Annotated in this window: 18 protein-coding genes; 5 read left to right on the forward strand and 13 right to left on the reverse strand. The window is 46.1% G+C overall.

All coding sequences use genetic code 11. The annotated features are described in order from the left end of the window. Positions 1-13: 13 nt before the first annotated feature. The 10 genes from MHM99_RS00275 to MHM99_RS00320 all read right to left on the reverse strand — a co-directional run bounded on the left by MHM99_RS00275 (position 14) and on the right by MHM99_RS00320 (position 12027). Entirely contained in the window at positions 14-1591 is a 1578-nt protein-coding gene (locus MHM99_RS00275) for an AbgT family transporter (RefSeq protein ID WP_239217958.1), read from the reverse strand. Between the two features lie 319 nt (positions 1592-1910). After that, the gene (gene hflC / locus MHM99_RS00280) at positions 1911-2792 is read right to left on the reverse strand and encodes a protease modulator HflC (protein ID WP_014951089.1); all 882 of its coding nucleotides are present in this window, start codon (positions 2790-2792) and stop codon (positions 1911-1913) included. Positions 2793-2797: 5 nt separating this feature from the next. Beyond that, positions 2798-3949, reverse strand: coding sequence for an FtsH protease activity modulator HflK (gene hflK, locus MHM99_RS00285; protein ID WP_049585711.1), 1152 nt, complete (start codon positions 3947-3949; stop codon positions 2798-2800). Positions 3950-4016: 67 nt separating this feature from the next. After that, entirely contained in the window at positions 4017-5306 is a 1290-nt protein-coding gene (hflX, locus tag MHM99_RS00290) for a ribosome rescue GTPase HflX (RefSeq protein WP_239217684.1), read from the reverse strand. 17 nt (positions 5307-5323) lie between these two features. Continuing rightward, complete coding sequence (hfq, locus tag MHM99_RS00295) at positions 5324-5572, reverse strand: RNA chaperone Hfq (RefSeq protein WP_014951092.1); 249 nt, start codon at positions 5570-5572, stop codon at positions 5324-5326. Between the two features lie 78 nt (positions 5573-5650). Continuing rightward, the gene (gene miaA / locus MHM99_RS00300) at positions 5651-6544 is read right to left on the reverse strand and encodes a tRNA (adenosine(37)-N6)-dimethylallyltransferase MiaA (RefSeq protein WP_239217960.1); all 894 of its coding nucleotides are present in this window, start codon (positions 6542-6544) and stop codon (positions 5651-5653) included. A gap of 43 nt (positions 6545-6587) precedes the next feature. Further along, positions 6588-8447, reverse strand: coding sequence for a DNA mismatch repair endonuclease MutL (mutL, locus tag MHM99_RS00305; protein WP_239217686.1), 1860 nt, complete (start codon positions 8445-8447; stop codon positions 6588-6590). Positions 8448-8541: 94 nt separating this feature from the next. Continuing rightward, a complete protein-coding gene (locus MHM99_RS00310) occupies positions 8542-9891 on the reverse strand; it encodes an N-acetylmuramoyl-L-alanine amidase (RefSeq protein WP_014951095.1) in 1350 nt (449 codons plus the stop codon). An 84-nt stretch (positions 9892-9975) separates the two neighbouring features. Continuing rightward, on the reverse strand, positions 9976-10458 hold the full coding sequence (gene tsaE, locus MHM99_RS00315) for a tRNA (adenosine(37)-N6)-threonylcarbamoyltransferase complex ATPase subunit type 1 TsaE (RefSeq protein ID WP_014999858.1): 483 nt from the start codon (positions 10456-10458) through the stop codon (positions 9976-9978). A gap of 69 nt (positions 10459-10527) precedes the next feature. Then, positions 10528-12027 (reverse strand): NAD(P)H-hydrate dehydratase, encoded by a 1500-nt coding sequence (locus tag MHM99_RS00320; protein ID WP_239217688.1) that lies wholly within the window; start codon positions 12025-12027, stop codon positions 10528-10530. A gap of 6 nt (positions 12028-12033) precedes the next feature. Between MHM99_RS00320 and queG the strand changes: the two genes are divergently transcribed. Continuing rightward, entirely contained in the window at positions 12034-13176 is a 1143-nt protein-coding gene (queG, locus tag MHM99_RS00325) for a tRNA epoxyqueuosine(34) reductase QueG (RefSeq protein WP_239217690.1), read from the forward strand. Positions 13177-13238: 62 nt separating this feature from the next. Here queG and MHM99_RS00330 read toward each other — a convergent pair whose 3' ends face one another. The 3 genes from MHM99_RS00330 to nudC form a co-directional block, all read right to left on the reverse strand. Next, on the reverse strand, positions 13239-13862 hold the full coding sequence (locus MHM99_RS00330) for a hypothetical protein (protein ID WP_014980563.1): 624 nt from the start codon (positions 13860-13862) through the stop codon (positions 13239-13241). A gap of 23 nt (positions 13863-13885) precedes the next feature. Continuing rightward, positions 13886-14977 carry a uroporphyrinogen decarboxylase gene (gene hemE / locus MHM99_RS00335; RefSeq protein WP_014951100.1) on the reverse strand — a complete coding sequence of 364 codons (1092 nt, stop codon included), beginning with the start codon at positions 14975-14977 and terminating at the stop codon, positions 13886-13888. A 268-nt stretch (positions 14978-15245) separates the two neighbouring features. Continuing rightward, the gene (gene nudC, locus MHM99_RS00340; protein ID WP_080986364.1) at positions 15246-16079 is read right to left on the reverse strand and encodes an NAD(+) diphosphatase; all 834 of its coding nucleotides are present in this window, start codon (positions 16077-16079) and stop codon (positions 15246-15248) included. 161 nt (positions 16080-16240) lie between these two features. Here nudC and rsd point away from each other — a divergent pair, with 161 nt between their 5' ends. Genes rsd through MHM99_RS00360 form a run of 4 tightly spaced genes read left to right on the forward strand, consistent with a single transcriptional unit; the run spans position 16241 to position 18095 of the window. Then, entirely contained in the window at positions 16241-16705 is a 465-nt protein-coding gene (rsd, locus tag MHM99_RS00345) for a sigma D regulator (protein WP_239217692.1), read from the forward strand. Positions 16706-16740: 35 nt separating this feature from the next. Beyond that, positions 16741-17214: a transcriptional repressor gene (locus MHM99_RS00350; RefSeq protein WP_014951103.1), complete on the forward strand. Its 474-nt coding sequence runs from the start codon at positions 16741-16743 to the stop codon at positions 17212-17214. Beyond that, the gene (locus tag MHM99_RS00355; protein WP_014951104.1) at positions 17204-17668 is read left to right on the forward strand and encodes a chemotaxis protein CheX; all 465 of its coding nucleotides are present in this window, start codon (positions 17204-17206) and stop codon (positions 17666-17668) included. Before MHM99_RS00350 ends, MHM99_RS00355 begins: the two co-directional genes overlap by 11 nt. Then, positions 17658-18095 carry a secondary thiamine-phosphate synthase enzyme YjbQ gene (locus tag MHM99_RS00360; RefSeq protein ID WP_039233612.1) on the forward strand — a complete coding sequence of 146 codons (438 nt, stop codon included), beginning with the start codon at positions 17658-17660 and terminating at the stop codon, positions 18093-18095. Before MHM99_RS00355 ends, MHM99_RS00360 begins: the two co-directional genes overlap by 11 nt. Positions 18096-18137 lie beyond the last annotated feature (42 nt).

Genomic DNA, 18137 nt, shown 5'->3' on the forward strand with positions numbered 1-18137 from the left:
TAAAGCTACCTATTTAAGGCTGATAGTAAGTCGCTGCGCCCGGGCCTACCGGCATACCGAGTAAGAACACCCAAATGTAGAACAAAATTGTCCAACCTACGATAAACACCATTGAGTAAGGCAGCATCATGGCAATGAGCGTGCCCATTCCCAAGTCTTTCTTGTACCTTGCAGCCATGGCCAAGATGAGTCCGAAATAGCTCATCATAGGTGCGATAACGTTTGTCACTGAATCACCAATACGGTATGCAGCTTGAATCACTTCAGGCGCGTAGCCTATGAGCATGAGCATTGGCACAAAAATAGGTGCTGTTACTGCCCATTGTGCTGATGCACTTCCTAGCGACAGGTTCACTACACCACACATCAAAATGAACAGAATAAACACCGCTGGGCCATCTAACCCTGCCGCTTGTAACGCCGCAGCACCTTTAACGGCTAATACTGTGCCTAAGTTTGTCCATTTGAAAAACGCAACAAACTGCGCAGCAAAGAATACTAGCGTAATGTAAAGGCCCATTGCGCCCATGCTTTTAGACATAGCGTCAATGACGTCTTTATCATTTTTCATCGACTTGGTGACTTTACCGTAAACAAAACCAGGAATAGCAAAGGTGATAAAGATGAATGCAACAATGCCTTTAAGGAACGGAGAGCCCGCTACTTCACCTGTTTCTGGATGACGCAATATACCGTTTTCTGGCACCACCGTTAGCGCTAGTATCGCGCAAACAATAACAAACGATATACCTGCCCAACGCAGGCCTTTCTTTTCTAAATCTGTAGGCGCGTCCATTGATTGCTTGCCTAAATCTATGGAAGCATCAGCAGGATCAAATTTACCGAGTCTCGGCTCAACAACCTTTTCGGTGACCAACGCGCCCATTGTGGCTACAACGAAGGTACTGATGAACATGAAGTACCAGTTTACTTCTGGACCTACCATATAGTCGGGGTCAATCATGTGAGCAGCGGCTTCCGTGATACCCGACAACAGTGGGTCAACAGTTCCAAGCAGTAGGTTGGCGCTATAGCCAGCCGATACACCTGCAAACGCGGCGGCCAGACCCGCTAACGGGTGACGACCTAACGAGTGGAAAATCATCGCTGCCAGTGGAATAAGTACCACGTAGCCAAGCTCTGATGCTGTGTTTGAAATAATACCTGCAAAGACGATAGCAAAGGTCACGGCACGTTTAGAGGCATTCATTACCAACGCGCGCATTGCTGCTGATAACAGGCCAGAATGTTCTGCTACCGATACACCAAGAAGCGCAACAAGTACGGTACCCAGTGGCGCAAAGCCTGTGAAATTGGTAACCAAGCCTGTCACTATTCGCTGCAAACCTTCTGCGCTCATCAGCGATATGACTTCAATCATACCGTCTTCTTCACGCCCCTTTGCACCTATTGGGCGAGGGTCAGCTACAGCAATGTCAAAGTAACCAAGTATCCCACTAAGTACCACAATGAAAAGTGAAAGCAGAGCGAACAGCGTTACTGGATGTGGGAGCAGGTTTCCTAACCATTCCACCGTGGTGAGAAATCGCGAGAATAACCCACCTTGTCCGCCCCTATCATCGGCAGACACTGTATTTGTATTTTCCGTTGTCAAAATCTTCCCTCTGTCGTTTATTGACGTCTACCACACCAAGGTTAATGCTGGGAAGGCATCAACCTTGTACATAAATAGTGACGTGTTTTAATAGTATTCAGACGGTATTTTACCCGATTTAGTAAAATTTTGGCAGTAGATAAGGTAAATGAAGGGTTAAGTCAGTGTACATTTTCCTAAATGGCCCGGCTACACAGATTAAATATAACTCGCTATATCATACCGTTAGCCTTTCAAAAGGCGTAAAAAAACCAGTCTAAAAAGACTGGTTTTTAAAGCTTCAAATTACGGCTATTTAGTTACCGTTTGACTTGTTCATATACTTGAAAAAGTCGCTGTCTGGTGCAATAACCATGACATCTTGTTTGCTGTTAAAGCTTTGCTTATACGCGTCCATACTGCGCAGGAAGCTGTAAAAATCAGCGTTCTTTGAGTAAGCGTCAGCGTAAATTTGTGCCGCAATCGCATCACCTTCACCGCGAAGTTGACGTGCATTACGCTCAGCATCAGCAAGCATTACCGTTACCTTCGCATCAATGTTTGCCTTAATGACTTCGGCTTGCTCTTGACCTTCTGAACGATGCTCACGAGCTACGGCGGCACGCTCTGCGCGCATACGCTGGAAGATCGAGTTGCTCACCTCAGTAGGTAAGTTAATCTGCTTAACGCGTACGTCTACAATTTCAATACCAAGCTCGTCAGACGATGTAGAAGCTTGTTCCATTGCCTGGTTCATAAGCGCTGAACGCTCACCAGAAACGATTTGTGCAATAGTACGAGTACCAAACTCAGAACGTAGGCCGTTGTTTACTTTTTGCTTCAGTAGCGCTTCTGCTTGCAGCTTGTTGCCCCCCGTTGATAGATAGTAACGTGCAAAGTCTTCTATGCGCCACTTAACATAAGAGTCAACAATCAGGTCTTTCTTCTCGCTTGTTACAAAGCGATCAGGCGTTCCATCCAACGTTTGAATACGCGCATCTAAATGGCGTACTGAATCAATAAACGGAAGTTTAAAGTGTAAACCTGGCTCAAAAACCCGAGTTTCACCGGTCGCGTCATCGCGCTGAACCTTACCAAATTGAATAACAATGGCACGCTCACCCTCTTTAACTGCAAACAGAGAACCTGATGCAAGCAAAACAAGAAGAACGAATGCTGCTATTAATAAATTCTTCATTATGCTTATCTCCCTTCTCTGTAGCTGTCACCGCGCAAACCAGAGGTTGGCGACGAATTACGGCTTCTGCCTGAGGTATCAGTTACAGGTGCTTGTAAGCTTTCTAGCGTGTTGCGTGAGCGATCGTTAGACGACGACTGCTGACGCTCCATAATTTTATCAAGAGGCAGATACATCATGTTGTTTCCGCCTTTGCTATCAACCATAATTTTGCTGGTGTTACCCAACACTTCTTCCATGGTTTCAAGATAGATACGTTCGCGAGTAACCTGAGGTGCGCGCTCATATTGTGGAAGCAGCTCTTCAAAACGTGCCACTTCACCCTGCGCTTCCAACGTTACACGCTCTTTATAGGCTTGCGCTTCTTCATTCATACGATTTACTTGACCACGTGCACGTGGCTCAATCTCTCTCGCATAAGCTTCAGCTTCACGAATAAAACGTTGTTGATCTTCCTGTGCAGCAATCGCATCATCAAATGCATCTTTAACTTGCTCTGGTGGGCGGGCATCACGGAAGTTCATATCGATAATGGAAACACCCATGTTGTAGGGTTCAATGATCGCTTGAAGCTCTTCCCATACACGCTGACGCGTTACTTCACGGCCGTCGGTAAGTACGTCGTCCATTTTAGAGTGGCCAACTACGTAGCGAATAGCGCTATCAAGAGACTGACTTAAACTCTGCTCAGGGCTTTCAACGGCAAACGTCCAACGATATGGGTCTACAACGCGAAACTGCATTTCCATTTGAACGCTTACCACGTTTTCGTCTTCTGTAAGCATAGAGCCTGAAGATGACTGGTCGCGAATTGACTGAACATCAACTGGGATTACTGAGTCAATGAACGTTGGTGCCCAACGAAGACCTGGTTCAACCTGCTCGTGATACTCACCAAAACGAAGGACTACGCCGCGCTCTGCTTCACGAATGGTGTAAAAGCCACTAATGAACCAAATTACGACAAGTAAACCTACAAGAATACCAGCACCAATACCGCCTAGGCTTTTGCCTGAGCCGCCACCGTTGCCACCTGACTTTCCAAACTTACCAAATAAGTTTTTAAACACATCGTCCAAATCTGGGGGACCTTGCTCTTTCCCACCGCGATTCTTCCACGGGTCGTTATTATTGCCACCCGGCTCATTCCAAGCCATGCTGATACTCCATAGATTACTGTTATATTTTTGAATTTCGCATGCTCAATGCAGTGACTAGCACTGACTAATGTCGCACAACATACTCTGATATTCCGTTTTCCAGACGCTTTTCAAGCCTGTTCCAGTCAGCGGCGGGCATTCTTACATCAACTACCCAGTCTCCCTGACTGTCGTATTCTTCACTAGCAATACAGTTTAGTTCGAACAACACGCCGCGCAATCGACTTTGTGCAGGCGGAATCTTCAACGTGTAATTCACCATGCTTTTACCTAAACATTCGGTTAAAGCTTGGCTCAATAATTCCGTTCCTTCGCCTGTTTGTGCAGATAGCCACACTCTAACAGGCACGCCTTCGTCGTTTCTTTCTATACGCGGTTGAACGTCGTCTAGTTTATCAATCTTATTACAGATTAGTAATTGTTGAATGTCCCCTGCTTCAATTTCTTCGAGCACGTTGTTTACTTCGTCCATGGTTTCACGATATTTCGCATCGGCAATATCAACCACATGGAGCAGTAAATCTGCTTCTTGAGTCTCTTGAAGAGTCGCTTTGAACGCAGCAACTAAGTCGTGGGGAAGATGACGAATAAAACCAACCGTGTCGGCCAAAATAGCGGGACCAACATCTTTTAACTCGATTTTACGTAACGTTGGGTCCAGCGTTGCAAACAGCTGATCGGCAGCGTAAACGTGTGAGTCGGTAATGGTGTTAAACAGCGTCGATTTTCCCGCATTCGTATAGCCAACTAAGGATACCGTTGGAATTTCAGCGCGTTTGCGCGAGCGACGACCCTGCTCGCGTTGCTTTTGCACTTTCTCCAATCGACGAAGAATGGCTTTAATACGTCCACGAAGCAATCGACGGTCAGTTTCTAGCTGTGTCTCACCTGGACCACGAAGACCGATACCACCTTTTTGACGCTCAAGGTGGGTCCATCCTCTGATGAGACGAGTTGAGATATGCCTCAACTGGGCTAGTTCGACCTGGAGCTTCCCCTCGTGTGTTCTTGCGCGCTGCGCAAAAATATCAAGAATTAGCCCCGTTCTATCTAACACCCGGCATTTACACACCGCTTCTAAATTACGCTCCTGAGAAGGAGAAAGCGCGTGGTTGAAGATAACAACGTTGGCATCGTGAGCTTTCACTGCCGCTGCTATTTCCTCTGCCTTACCTGAACCAACAAAAAACTTAGCATGAGGCGCACTGCGCGAAGTCGTAATAACTTCTACCGCATTAACCCCTGCTGAAGACACAAGTAATTCAAGCTCACTTAAGTCTTCTTTACTGCTCTCGTCGGAAAAATTAACATGAACAAGTACAGCCTGTTCACCGGCTTCATAACGGTCAAACAAGCGCGTTACCTTTTAAATTATTCACCTTTAGTATTTTCAGAATCTCCTGCGCTAGGCATTGTGATAGCGCGTGCTGGAACAACAGTAGAAATCGCGTGCTTATACACCATTTGGCTTACTGTGTTCTTCAGTAAAATTACAAACTGGTCGAAAGATTCAACCTGTCCCTGAAGTTTAATACCATTTACCAGATAAATTGATACTGGAATACGTTCCTTACGCAAAGCGTTCAAGAATGGGTCTTGTAAAGATTGCCCTTTAGCCATTTGATATCCTTAGTTTTTATTATTCGTGATAGGAATTTCGCTATCACTGCACGTCTAATATATACCACACTCAAACATTTAAAGTGTGACTTTCGCTGTAATTTTAGTCAAATTATCGTTAGCAAATGTGTCTAGCCATGTAACCTGCCCCCAGCCCCGTAACCACGTGAGCTGACGCTTGGCGAGCTGCCTTGTAGCGATAATGCCTCTTTCACGCATTTCTGCGTAACTCAATTGGCCGTCTAGGTACTGCCACATCTGTCTGTACCCTACCGAACGAATAGAAGGCAAATCTTCATGAAGATCACTGCGTTCGTAGAGCTTTACTACTTCATTCTCAAACCCTTGCTCCAACATCAAATCAAAGCGGGTCGCTATACGTTCGTGCAACACTGCCCTGTCTGCGGGCGCTATGGCAAATTGTGCAATGTTATAAGGGCACTTTTCACCCTCTTGTTGTTGCCAATGTGCCAACGTCTTGCCGGTACTTCTATACACTTCCAGCGCACGGGTAATTCGCTGTGGGTCGTTGGGGTGAATTCTCTCACCACTAATTGGGTCTACACCACGTAATTCATCGTGTAATTTAGACCAACCCAAGCGTTGTGCCTGCTGTGTTATTTCGTCCCGTATCTTTTCATCTGACTTAGGTAGTGGCGAAATTCCATTTATCAAGGCATTAAAGTACATCATTGTACCTCCAGCCAAAATTGGCACCTTGCCACGCGCTAAAATATCGCCAATTAGCGCATTAGTGTCGTTTACAAATTGCGACACCGAATAGCTTTGTGCAGGGTCGATAATATCAATTAGATGATGTACTACACCTGCTTGCTCTTCCTGCGTTGGCTTCGCAGTGCCGATGTCCATACCTTTATAAACAAGGGCTGAATCAACACTAATTACTTCGCTTTCAACCTTGGCCGCTATATCAAGCGCCAAGCCTGTCTTGCCTGATGCCGTGGGGCCCATAATTGCTATTACTGGCAATGCAGAATTTATGCCATTGGACACCTTATTCTCCCCATACATCTAGCACTGAATTTAAGGGGCGCACTTTAGCAAATTGCTCAATAATTTCCCATTGTTTCACTTCGCTCTGCTGATCCAACCAGTACCACAGCGCATTTGATGTCTCTTCATCTAAAACATGTTCAGGCAAAACCAATGATTTTACGGCATCATCAAGTGAATTTACTTCATCATTTAGTTCAACTAATAAGAAGTATTCAAACCACTTGAGCCACGGCAAGTGCCTGGTGCCGGCCGGCACCTGTTGCAGCCGATATTTGCCAGCCACTTTATTCACTTCAAAATGCGCGTCGTTTAGCAGTGTAACCAGTTGCTCATTGACATTATTGAGCGAAACAGCAACGGGCATTAACAACGGTTGTCCATGCTGCGCTTTTAAAAATAGTTCGCTTAACCAGATACTTGCAACTTTAGTTGCACAAAGAAGGTAAATTTTTTCTGATTTTGGGTAAATTCTACACTGGGAAGTTAGATTAACGTGCTCTGCAACGGGCATCGGGTCTGCATTGTTGTTAATAATGTCGCTATTTGGCGTCATTAACGCATTGTAATTTGACTGATATGCCGCACTTGGCCCTCGACTTTGCTTATGTGCAGCGCCACCACTTCGTCCACCACTGGCACTTCCCGAGGATGTATTTCTTGGACTGCCTGTAAATTGCCCATAAGACTGTGGCGCGCCTTGCGAGATTCCCCCCGTCGAGTAACGAGAAGACTCGTTGAACGCCTGTGCATTATCCGACGTTTGATTCTGTAAAGGCCTAATGTAATCGTGTTCTACCTGAGAAGACATGAAATCTGAGCCCGAAGGACGGTTTGCGTCCATTCCTGATAAAGGCTGTTCTTCGGTCATGGCGTGCAGCGCATCACTCACGGTTTTACAGATAAAGTCGTGTACCAATCTGCCTTGTTGAAACCTCACCTCATGCTTGGCGGGATGAACATTTACATCCACATCTTTAGGGTTAACCGTTAAGTACACCACAAAGCTTGGTTGCTCCACCACACCCCAAACGCTTTCGTACGCTTGGCGAATAGCGTGCATAATAAGCTTATCTCGCATGCCTCTGCCGTTAACAAAACTGAACTGGCAATCATTACTGCTGCGAAGCATGGCCTCATTACCTAGCCAAGCATCAATGTGAAGACCTTCATACTCAGTACTAATATGCACGGCGTTTTGAACAAACTTTTGTCCAACCACAGCGCCAATTCGGGTGGCTAAACTGCCTTCCTTATCGGCGATAAAGCGCTTTGCTACTTTATCGTTGTGTTTTAAAACAAATGAAACCTTGGGATAGCTCAGTGCTATGCGTTTTATGACTTCTTCAATATGCTGAAATTCGGTTTTTTCGGTGCGTAAAAACTTACGTCTTGCTGGCGTGTTGTAAAACAGATCTGCCACGTCAATTGTGGTGCCAACAGGGTGGGCCGCTGGCTGGATATTTACCGCCATTTCCCTACCCTCACAGTAGGCCTGCCACGCCTCACCTTGAGACTCAGTGCGCGATGTCAGTGTTAACCGGCTTACCGAGCTAATACTGGCTAGCGCTTCGCCACGAAAGCCAAGAGAGAGAATTTGTTCTAAGTCATCCAGAGTGGTGATTTTGCTGGTTGCATGGCGACTCAATGCCAGCTGCAGTTCACTTTTGACAATGCCAGAGCCATTGTCTTTTATTCGAATGCGCTTGTGGCCACCTTTTTCAATATCGACTTCTATTTTGGTGGCACCAGCATCAAGGCTGTTTTCTAGTAATTCTTTAACCACAGACGCGGGGCGCTCAACCACTTCACCAGCGGCAATCTGGTTTGCAAGTTGGGGAGATAAAAGCTGTATAGGCAAAGGACTACCCTATGATATTAACTATATGGATTCGTGGCGATACGACATGTAAGTGCAATGAGTGCTGAAAAAGCCGATGAAACAAAACCTAGGTTTAGGTTCTCGGAATATTTAGTACCTGCCCTACGCGTACAACATCACTTGAAAGATCATTCGCTGCTTTGATGCTGCTTACTTTTACATTGTAACGCTGTGCTAATAACGAGAGCGACTCGCCGCTTCTTACTTTGTGCGTTCGGTTGTTCGCCCTTTCTTGTGCCCACAGTGTACCATCAGGGGGAACTTGCTTGAAGTAACGCTTAGTCGCATTAAACATGGCATTCGCTAAGCGTTCGCGATGTTTAGACCAGTTCAGATTCTTCTCTTCTTGCGGATTAGAAATGAAACCGACTTCGACCAAAATAGAGGGGATGTCAGGCGCGGTCAAAACTGCAAAACTGGCGGCTTGTGGTTTTCTTTTATGCAGACTGGTCACCTGCTTTAGCTCTTCAACCACTTTATTACCTAAATCGTGGCTGGTCGCCATACTGTGATCCATCGATAAACCCAGTATGGTTTCAGTAAGATATCGCTCGCTTGATTTGTCATTGATAACCTCAGCGGCTCCACCTAATAGTTCCGAGTGACGTTCAGATTTCTCTAGCCAGCGGCCTAATTCAGTGTCTGCTCTTCGCATGGATAGTACCCACACCGAACCACCTCGCGGTTGAGGCTGACTAAACGCATCGGCGTGGATGGAAATAAGCAAATCGGCTTTTTTCTCGCGCGCAATTTCAGGACGTCGATTAGGAGAAACATAATAATCATCGCCACGAGTCATGATGGCGCGCATACCTCGCTCCCGGTTTATCATGTCTTCCAGTTTTTTGGCGATACTCAGGGTGATGTGCTTTTCATAGGTACCAGCCGGACCGATTGAACCTGGGTCATGTCCACCATGCCCGGCGTCGATGGCGACGATAATGTCTCGGTCTCGGGCACTGGTAGAATCATCAATAACGACAGAGCCAGTTGATGCCGACGCTGATAACGTTGGCGACGGCTTCGGCGCGCTATCTGGTAAATCGACAACCAGCCTGTGTCCGTAAGCACCATCGGGGGTTACTGCAAATAACGAGGGCTTTGTATTTCTATTGAGCTCAACAACCACTCTGGCAGATGATTTGTTTTTCGGCGTGGAGTAGCGCAGCTTTTTAATCAAATCACCGCTGTTTTCAATACCAGAAAGCTTAGCGGTGTCGCTGGTGTTATTAAGATCGATGACAAGCCGAAGCGGATTTTTAAGTGTAAAATAGGTGAACTCTGGCGCTGATTTCATATCGAAAACAACGCGCGTATTGTCCGGCGACGGCCATATCCTAACCCCGTCGATGTTATTTTGCGCGCCGTGTGCGAATTGCACGACGAAACACAATAATAATACCGAAACTATACTGCGCACCATAATTAGCCTTTCTGTTATTGTTATGCTGCTCTCGTTAACTCCGGAGCCGCTATTTATTCAGTTTCTCTTTCACTTTGCATTGCATTAAACACGCTTGCATTGCTGAAGCAATTTCGCACCGTGGGCACTTTTTGCTTCCAAATTAAACTGCCTACCCGATGGCGTAATATTTATACTAATCACTAAGTCTGGGGATGCCAAGTATTCGCCCCCTTTTTCCGACCATTCAATAAGCGCGATAGCGCCCGAACCAAAGTAATCGCGAATTCCCATGAACTCTAACTCTTCTGGGTCGGCCAAGCGATATAGATCGAAATGATAAATATTGACGCCATCCAGTTCATAAGGTTCAACCAATGTATAGGTTGGACTTTTAACGCTACCTGAATGACCTAAAGATTGAATGAAATAACGGCTAAACGTCGTTTTTCCTGCACCTAAATCGCCGTTAAGATAAATAACAGCATCGGTAGGAAGTTGACTTGAAACTGCTTGCGCTAAGTCCTTGGCAAGCTGCGCAGTATCATCTACTTCATTAGCAAAAAAAGAGGTATGCGGGTAAGACATCAACAATATTCCACAGTAATACAAAGAAACACAGTAGATGCCTGCCCGTTTAAGACAAAACCAACCTATTTAGTGGTTGATAAGCGCACGTACTGCGTCGAACAAATCGCTCGCTATCATACCACGTTGACCATACAGTTGGGCAATATCATCACCGGCCTTTGCATGAAGCACCACACCATATTTTGCTGCAATGTCTGTTTCTACACCTTGAGCAAGCAATGCGCCTAATATTCCGCTAAGTACATCTCCACTTCCTGCAGTGGCCATACCGGGATTACCATGTCGGCAAACCCAGGTCTTCTTTTCGTTGTCGATAAGCGTGCCCGCGCCTTTAAGTACGCAGACCGCATGGTACCGTTGTGAACATTGCCTTGCGTAGTTAAAACGGTCGCTCTCTACATCGTCAATCGATACGCCAAGTAAACGAGCCGCTTCCCCTGCATGAGGCGTTAGAATGCTGTCCGACAAGGTGTACGCGGTTGACTGCTTACACAATAGATTTAGCGCGTCAGCATCAATGACCACAGGCTTATTTTGGCTTTGACAGTGTTTCATGGTGGTTTCAAATGCGCTTTCTGCCCATTCATCTTGCCCAAGACCGGGTCCAATAACCACACAGGTTGCCCAAGCTAATGCATCTTCCAAATTAAAGTCGGTGACCATGAGTTCAGGTCTGCCTGCACTGACCTGAACGACCGACGACTCATGGGTATACACGCGTACCATGCCCGCACCACTTCTCAGTGCGGCTTCACTGGCGAGTCGAATGGCACCTGCTGTTCCGCGGTTACCGCCAATGCACAACAGTCGACCATAAGTCCCTTTATGACTGTTAATCTCCCGTGGCCCCATACCTTTAAAGTGGTCGATATTTAGCATGGTCGCGCTCGCTTTAGCGAACGCTTGGAACGCTTTGCCAATACCCAAGTCCGCATACACTAACTTACCGCACGATTGTTTACCCGCACCAGTAACAAGCCCCGGCTTAATGCCCACGAAAGTAACGGTGATATCAGCCTGAACACATCGCCCCAGGCTCTGTCCTGTATTTGCATCAAGCCCTGACGGCACATCAACGCTTACTACCGGTGTTGATGATGTATTCACCGCATCAATGATGTCTGCAAACTCATTGCGAATATAGCTATTAATACCTGTACCAAGAAGCGCATCAATCACTACGTCAGACTTCTCGAGGAGCTCAGCGTCAAACCCATTGATACTGCCTCCTGAATCGAGCCAGCGCTGCTGTGCTTTGCCAGCATCACCATCCAGCGTACGTTCAGGCTCAACCGCACATAAATGCACTTGTTTACCCGCAAGTTTTGCGTTTATTGCTGCAATGTAGCCGTCACCCGCATTGTTACCTTGGCCCACCAGCACTAAGTAAACGTCTGAGTTTGGCATAAGCTCAAGACACTGCTTAAACACCACATCACCAGCTCGTTGCATCAACGTGAACATATCGCAGCCCGAATTCGCGGCGGCTTGTCCCTCATTTTCCCTAACCTGATCGGCCCGAAATAATTTGTATGATAAACTTGACGTTAATTGAGTATCTAGCATGAGCACATGTCCGAATTTAGTTCTATCGACCTTGTTGAATTAACCAACAATATCAAGGCTTGGGGTACAGCGCTAGGCTTTCAGCAGGTTGGCATCAGCGATATTGATCTACATCAGCACGAGGCACACCTTCAGGAATGGTTAGACAATGGGTATCACGGTGACATGGCCTTTATGGAGAGTCATGGGATGAAGCGTGCCCGGCCTGATGAGTTGGTCCCAGGGACATTACGGGTTATCAGCGTTCGCATGAACTACTTACCTCCTGACGCCTCGTTTGCTAAGCATTTAAAAAAGCCAGAAATAGGATACATCAGCCGCTATGCATTGGGCCGTGACTACCACAAAGTGCTGCGCAAACGTCTGAAGCAATTGGGTGAGAAAATCACCGCATCCTTGGCGCATACCCAATATCGCCCGTTTGTAGACTCAGCCCCCGTGTTGGAACACGCTATTGCTGAAAAAGCGGGTATTGGCTGGACGGGGAAACACAGCCTGACACTCAACAAAGAAGCCGGCTCTTGGTTCTTCTTAGGTGAGCTGTTCATCAATTTGCCATTACCCACTGACTCACCAATTGAAGAGGGTTGCGGCACCTGCACGGCGTGTTTAACCATTTGCCCTACCAATGCGATTGTTGCGCCTTATAAAGTAGATGCCCGTCGCTGTATTTCCTATCTCACCATTGAATCAGACAAAGATATTCCCGAATATTTACGCCCCATGATGGGCAATCGCATTTATGGATGTGACGATTGCCAACTTGTTTGCCCTTGGAATCGCATTGCCGACGTTACCAGTGAAGAAGATTTCCATCCGCGACAAGTGCTTCACGGCCAAAGTCTCAATGCGCTTTTCGGCTGGTCTGAAGAAACCTTCTTACGCAATACGGAAGGCTCTCCCATCAGGCGGATTGGCTTTGAGAAGTGGCAGCGTAATATTGCCGTTGCGTTAGGAAACGCTCCGTATGATGAACAAAGCATTCTGCTTTTGAAAGAAAGACGAGGGAGCGTGAGTGACTTGGTGGACAGACATATTGATTGGGCTCTTAAGCGGCAGCAAGAGAAGCAACAAGCGTCTGATGCGAAAAACAGGCAGCAAGCGCGGCTTATTCGCGTAATTGAAAAAGGTTTACCAAGAGACGCCTAACGCCAGTACACGTTTGAATAAGGCATACCGCGAATTCAATTGGCGATATACACGTTTTGGGGTTAACCCGCTGAGGCAAGCTGACTGTTTAAATCGGCCTGAGTGCTATTCCGATAGCGCACACGAGCATTTGGCGAATGGGATGCGGCGAAAGAAACGTTAAGTTTGAGGCCTCGCTGTGCCACTTGCGTGGTTATGATAGGCGAGCCGAATTCCCACCACGGCTCCTGTTCCAATGCTTCAATAACTCGCGACAGCTCAGTTTCAGAACCGTCATACTCACCCGTTATTTCGCAATGTCCGTTCTCACATTTTACCGAGTCTAAAACAAAGCGCTCGTTGTTAGGCGGCAGCGCAAAAAACGTATTGAGTGAGCCTTCGGTTTTAGTATAGAAAACCTCTGGCGCCATGATTTGGACATTCTCAGCAACGGGGGCAACATTCATCTCGCCGTTTTTCGTAACGCTTGTATCCAAGAGCACCGCACCTGCTTCATTTGAAACCAACTTGGCGGCGGGCTTAATAACTTTCAGCTCACTCGTTTCGGTGGCACGAGAGCGCGCTAACACATTGGTTAGTCGCTCTTTTTCTGCATTGGATTCACTGAGTTGGTGTTGATAGCCAGAAAATTTATACCCCGCTATCAATGCAAACGCTATCAGCAACAACACAAGCCACGTTTTCATTTTACTTCCTTTATCGAAGTCGCTTACTTGTGATATTGCTTACTAAGTTCATGTACCGCATTAACGAACACACCTGCATTTTCAGGTGGTACGTCTAGATGGATACCGTGACCTAAATTAAATACGTGACCGCTACCTTCACCGTAACCTTCTAGAATGGACGCCACTTCTTGCTCAATTCTTTGCGGTTGAGCATACAGCATTGATGGATCCATATTGCCTTGAAGTGCAACTTTATCGCCAATGCGCGCACGCGCTTCTTTAATGTCGATAGTCCAGTCTAAACCTACTGCGTCGCAGCCTGTCGCCGCAATCGATTCTAGCCACATGCCACCGTTTTTGGTGAACAAGGTAACAGGTACTTTACGGCCTTCATTTTCACGGGTCAGCCCACTTACAATGCGCTCCATGTACTGAAGCGAGAATTCTTTGTAGTCACGAGGAGATAACACGCCACCCCAAGTATCAAATACCATGACTGACTGCGCGCCCGCAGCGATTTGAGCATTTAAATACTCAGTAACAGAATCAGCCAGTTTTGCTAGTAGCGCATGAAGCGTTGCTGGCTCAGCAAATGCCATTTTCTTGATTTTGGTAAAGGCTTTACTTGAACCACCTTCAATCATGTAAGTCGCGAGTGTCCAAGGGCTTCCAGAAAAACCAATTAATGGCACTTCACCTTTAAGCTCACGGCGAATAGTACGAACGGCATTCATTACGTACTGTAATTCACCTTCTGGATCAGGAAGGCCTATTTTATCCACATCCGCTTTACACGTGATTGGATTTTTAAAGCGAGGGCCTTCACCTGTTTCAAAGTAAAGACCGAGGCCCATCGCATCTGGAATGGTCAAAATATCCGAAAAGAGAATTGCAGCGTCGAGAGGAAAACGACGTAAAGGTTGTAGCGTCACCTCACATGCAAGTTCTGCATTCTTGCACAACGACATAAAATCGCCTGCTACTGCACGAGTCGCTTTGTACTCTGGGAGGTAGCGCCCGGCTTGTCGCATCATCCATACAGGTGTGACATCAACCGGCTGCTTAAGTAACGCACGTAAGTAACGATCGTTCTTTAACGCGGGCTTATCAACACTGGGGAAATTTTGCGACATATAACTCACCTAAATTACTGAAGATATTTGAGCGCGAAAGTATACCAGTATTCTTAACTAAGGTGTGCTAAAACCTGTATTAAAAAATCAATGTTTTAACGACAAATCGGTGTAGTGTCGATTATTAAAGACAAACAATACTTGAACATTACTTTAAAAAGACGCTTGCACTTAAAGTGAGTGTTTGCTATTACTATAACCGTTAAAGAAAAGAAGCCCTACATGGGACCGTGCTAAACTTATTGAAACCCTGCTTCGGCAGGGTTTTTTATTTGTCGCCGATCAGAGACACCGTTTCAGCAATTAATTGTCCCGCAATAGACACTTTCGGTGGAATAGTCGGCAGCGCATCTATATCAAACCATTGCGCATCATCTATCTCGTTCTCCTGACAACGAATTTCCCCTTCGTCATACTCGGCAACAAACCCGACCATTAAGGAATGTGGAAATGGCCATGGCTGACTATTGTAATAGCGCAAGTTTTTAACCTTAACGCCAACTTCTTCGAAAACTTCTCTGTGGACCGCTTGCTCCAGACTTTCACCACTTTCTACGAAGCCTGCAAGGGTTGAATACATATTGGATTCTCGGTGGCGAACGCCTTTGGCCAACAATATTTTTTCGTTGTCGTGTATAGAAACAATGATACAGGGAGACACTCTTGGATAACTGCGATGTTGACAGCGGTGACAATGCATTGCCATTTCCCAATCTACGCGTTCAGTCTTGGCTCCACATTGCCCGCAAAATTGATGAGTACGCAAGAAGTGGATGTATTGCCAGGCTCGCCCAATAACGGAAAAGGCAATATCGTATTCGGCAAAAAGAAGCTGTCTAAGCGATACCCGTTCCCAACCGGGTTCGTCAACATGCTCAGCGCCCAAATCAACAACATATACGGGCAGATCTCTATGCGCCGTCTCATTGAGCGGCGGAAGTTGATGAATTTCATCGATATAAGATGCTAAAAATGGAATATCACTCAGGTAAGCAACGGGGATAGACTCAGACGATTCTTGTACTACAATTTTGCCGCGACTAAAAACTACCCACAGGGCTTGCTGAGCAGCTAGTTTCGCCTCATCCAACTTTATCATCATTGCACATCACTCCTGTTCTTTAATGCTTCATACTACACTAAATACTGAGCGTATAGATCGCCACCATACATTTTGAAACGAACTTTTTCGCGCAAAATTTGTGTCGCTAGTGCACAGTGTTATACTGAAGCTTATTGTCGCTAAACGGGTAACACATCAAAATGTTGCAACAGTTAGAAAGCGTTAAATCAAAATGGGGCGGGAAAAGCCAGGTTATTGACCGCTGGTTAATGGACAGACAGGCACTGTTAGTTTCTTTCTGTGAACTAGCAGGTATTAACAGGCGAAGCGAGTGTTTACCTGACCCAGATGAAATAGACAACTTTTGCAGCGCATTACTCGATTATTTGTCGGTAGGACACTTTGAGGTTTTCGATATGTTGGTTGAAAACGACAATGAAGGCCTTGCACTACGAGATAAACTTTACCCCAGATTGACAAAAACCACTAACGCAGCACTCGCATTTAATGATACGTTTGCACAAGCAGTAACGCCCGAGCAGGCAGCTGAATTTGACTCAGCGCTAGCCAAGCTTGGTGAGACATTAGAAGAGCGTTTTGCCTTGGAAGATGAGTTAATAGCTCATGTACACACTAAAAAACGTGATCCAGAAGTGACGCTTTAATATAACAATGAAAGTCGAGTTTACGGTTATCATCAATGAACAAAACCACACTTATTCATAAGGCACGGGCTTATTGCGAGCAACGCGGCGCCAGATTCACACCGCTTAGAGAAAAGGTGTACGAAATTCTTGTTTCAAAGCACGGCCCTATGGGTGCTTATGAACTACTCGACTCACTAAAAGAAACAGAGTCTAGTGCCAAACCTGCGACAGTCTATCGCGCCCTTGATTTTCTTCTCGATTTTGGGTTTATTCACCGTTTAGAGTCTACTAATGCGTTTGTGGCCTGCTATCATTTTGGTTGTAACCACCCTGTTCAGTTTCTAATTTGTGACAGCTGTGGTGATGTTGCTGAAATTCAATCTGAAGGTCTTCAAGAGACCCTTGATAGCCAAGCAAAGCAACACGGATTCAAAGTATCGAAACAAACTATAGAGGCCCATGGATTATGTGCCGATTGTCAACAAACGGAAGATCACGCTGCGCAGGAGAGTGTACATGAATGCTGATTTTGTGAACCCGTTTATTGCTGGTCTTTTGAACGTGCTTGAAACCATGGCTCAAACTAAATTGACCCCGGGCAAGCCCAAGCGCAAACAAAGTGATATCGCCAAAGGCGATGTATCGGGGCTAATTGGCATGGTGGGCCCTGACGTTCGCGGCTCTATGTCTATTACTTTTGACGAGTCTTTGGCCCTGACTATAATGGAGAGAATGGTTGGCGAGCGCCCTGAGAAGCTTGATGCAGAAGTAGGCGACATGGTTGGCGAAGTTACCAACATGATTTGCGGTAACGCAAAACGAGACCTTGCTGAACGGGGTTACGAGTTTGGAATGGCAACACCCATTGTTGTATCAGGAAAGCAACATACGATTAGTCACCAGGTTGATGGTGCTAAAATTATTCTTCCTTTCATGTGCGACGAAGGGTTAGCGCATTTGGAAATCTGTTTTGACAAATAATTTCTGGCAGTCTGAAAAAATTACACTCGACAGCTACCCGAGAGGATTTCACCTGATAACACAGCAGGTGGAATCTGCACTACCCAGTATTCGTCATGTTGAAGTCGGCCTTTTGCACCTATGGCTTCAGCATACAAGCGCTAGTTTGACAATCAATGAAAATGCTGACCCTACAGTGAGGCATGATATGGAAGCGTTCTTCAACCATAGTGTAAAAGAAGAGCTTTCTTTTTTCAGGCATACTTATGAAGGTAAAGATGATATGCCTGCTCACTTAAAATCGAGTATACTAGGGTGTCAACTTACTATACCTGTCCAACAAGGCAAGCTTGCACTTGGCACGTGGCAGGGTATCATGCTCGGCGAACACCGAGATCATGGTGGAAGACGAACAATTATTGCCACATTACAAGGGATCGCAGCCTAACCCATATTATAAATGGCACAATTTGTGCTAGCGTTAAACGTT

Origin of the sequence: Alteromonas sp. MmMcT2-2, assembly GCF_022348305.1 — a bacterium.
GTDB classification, from domain to species: Bacteria; Pseudomonadota; Gammaproteobacteria; order Enterobacterales; family Alteromonadaceae; genus Alteromonas; species Alteromonas macleodii.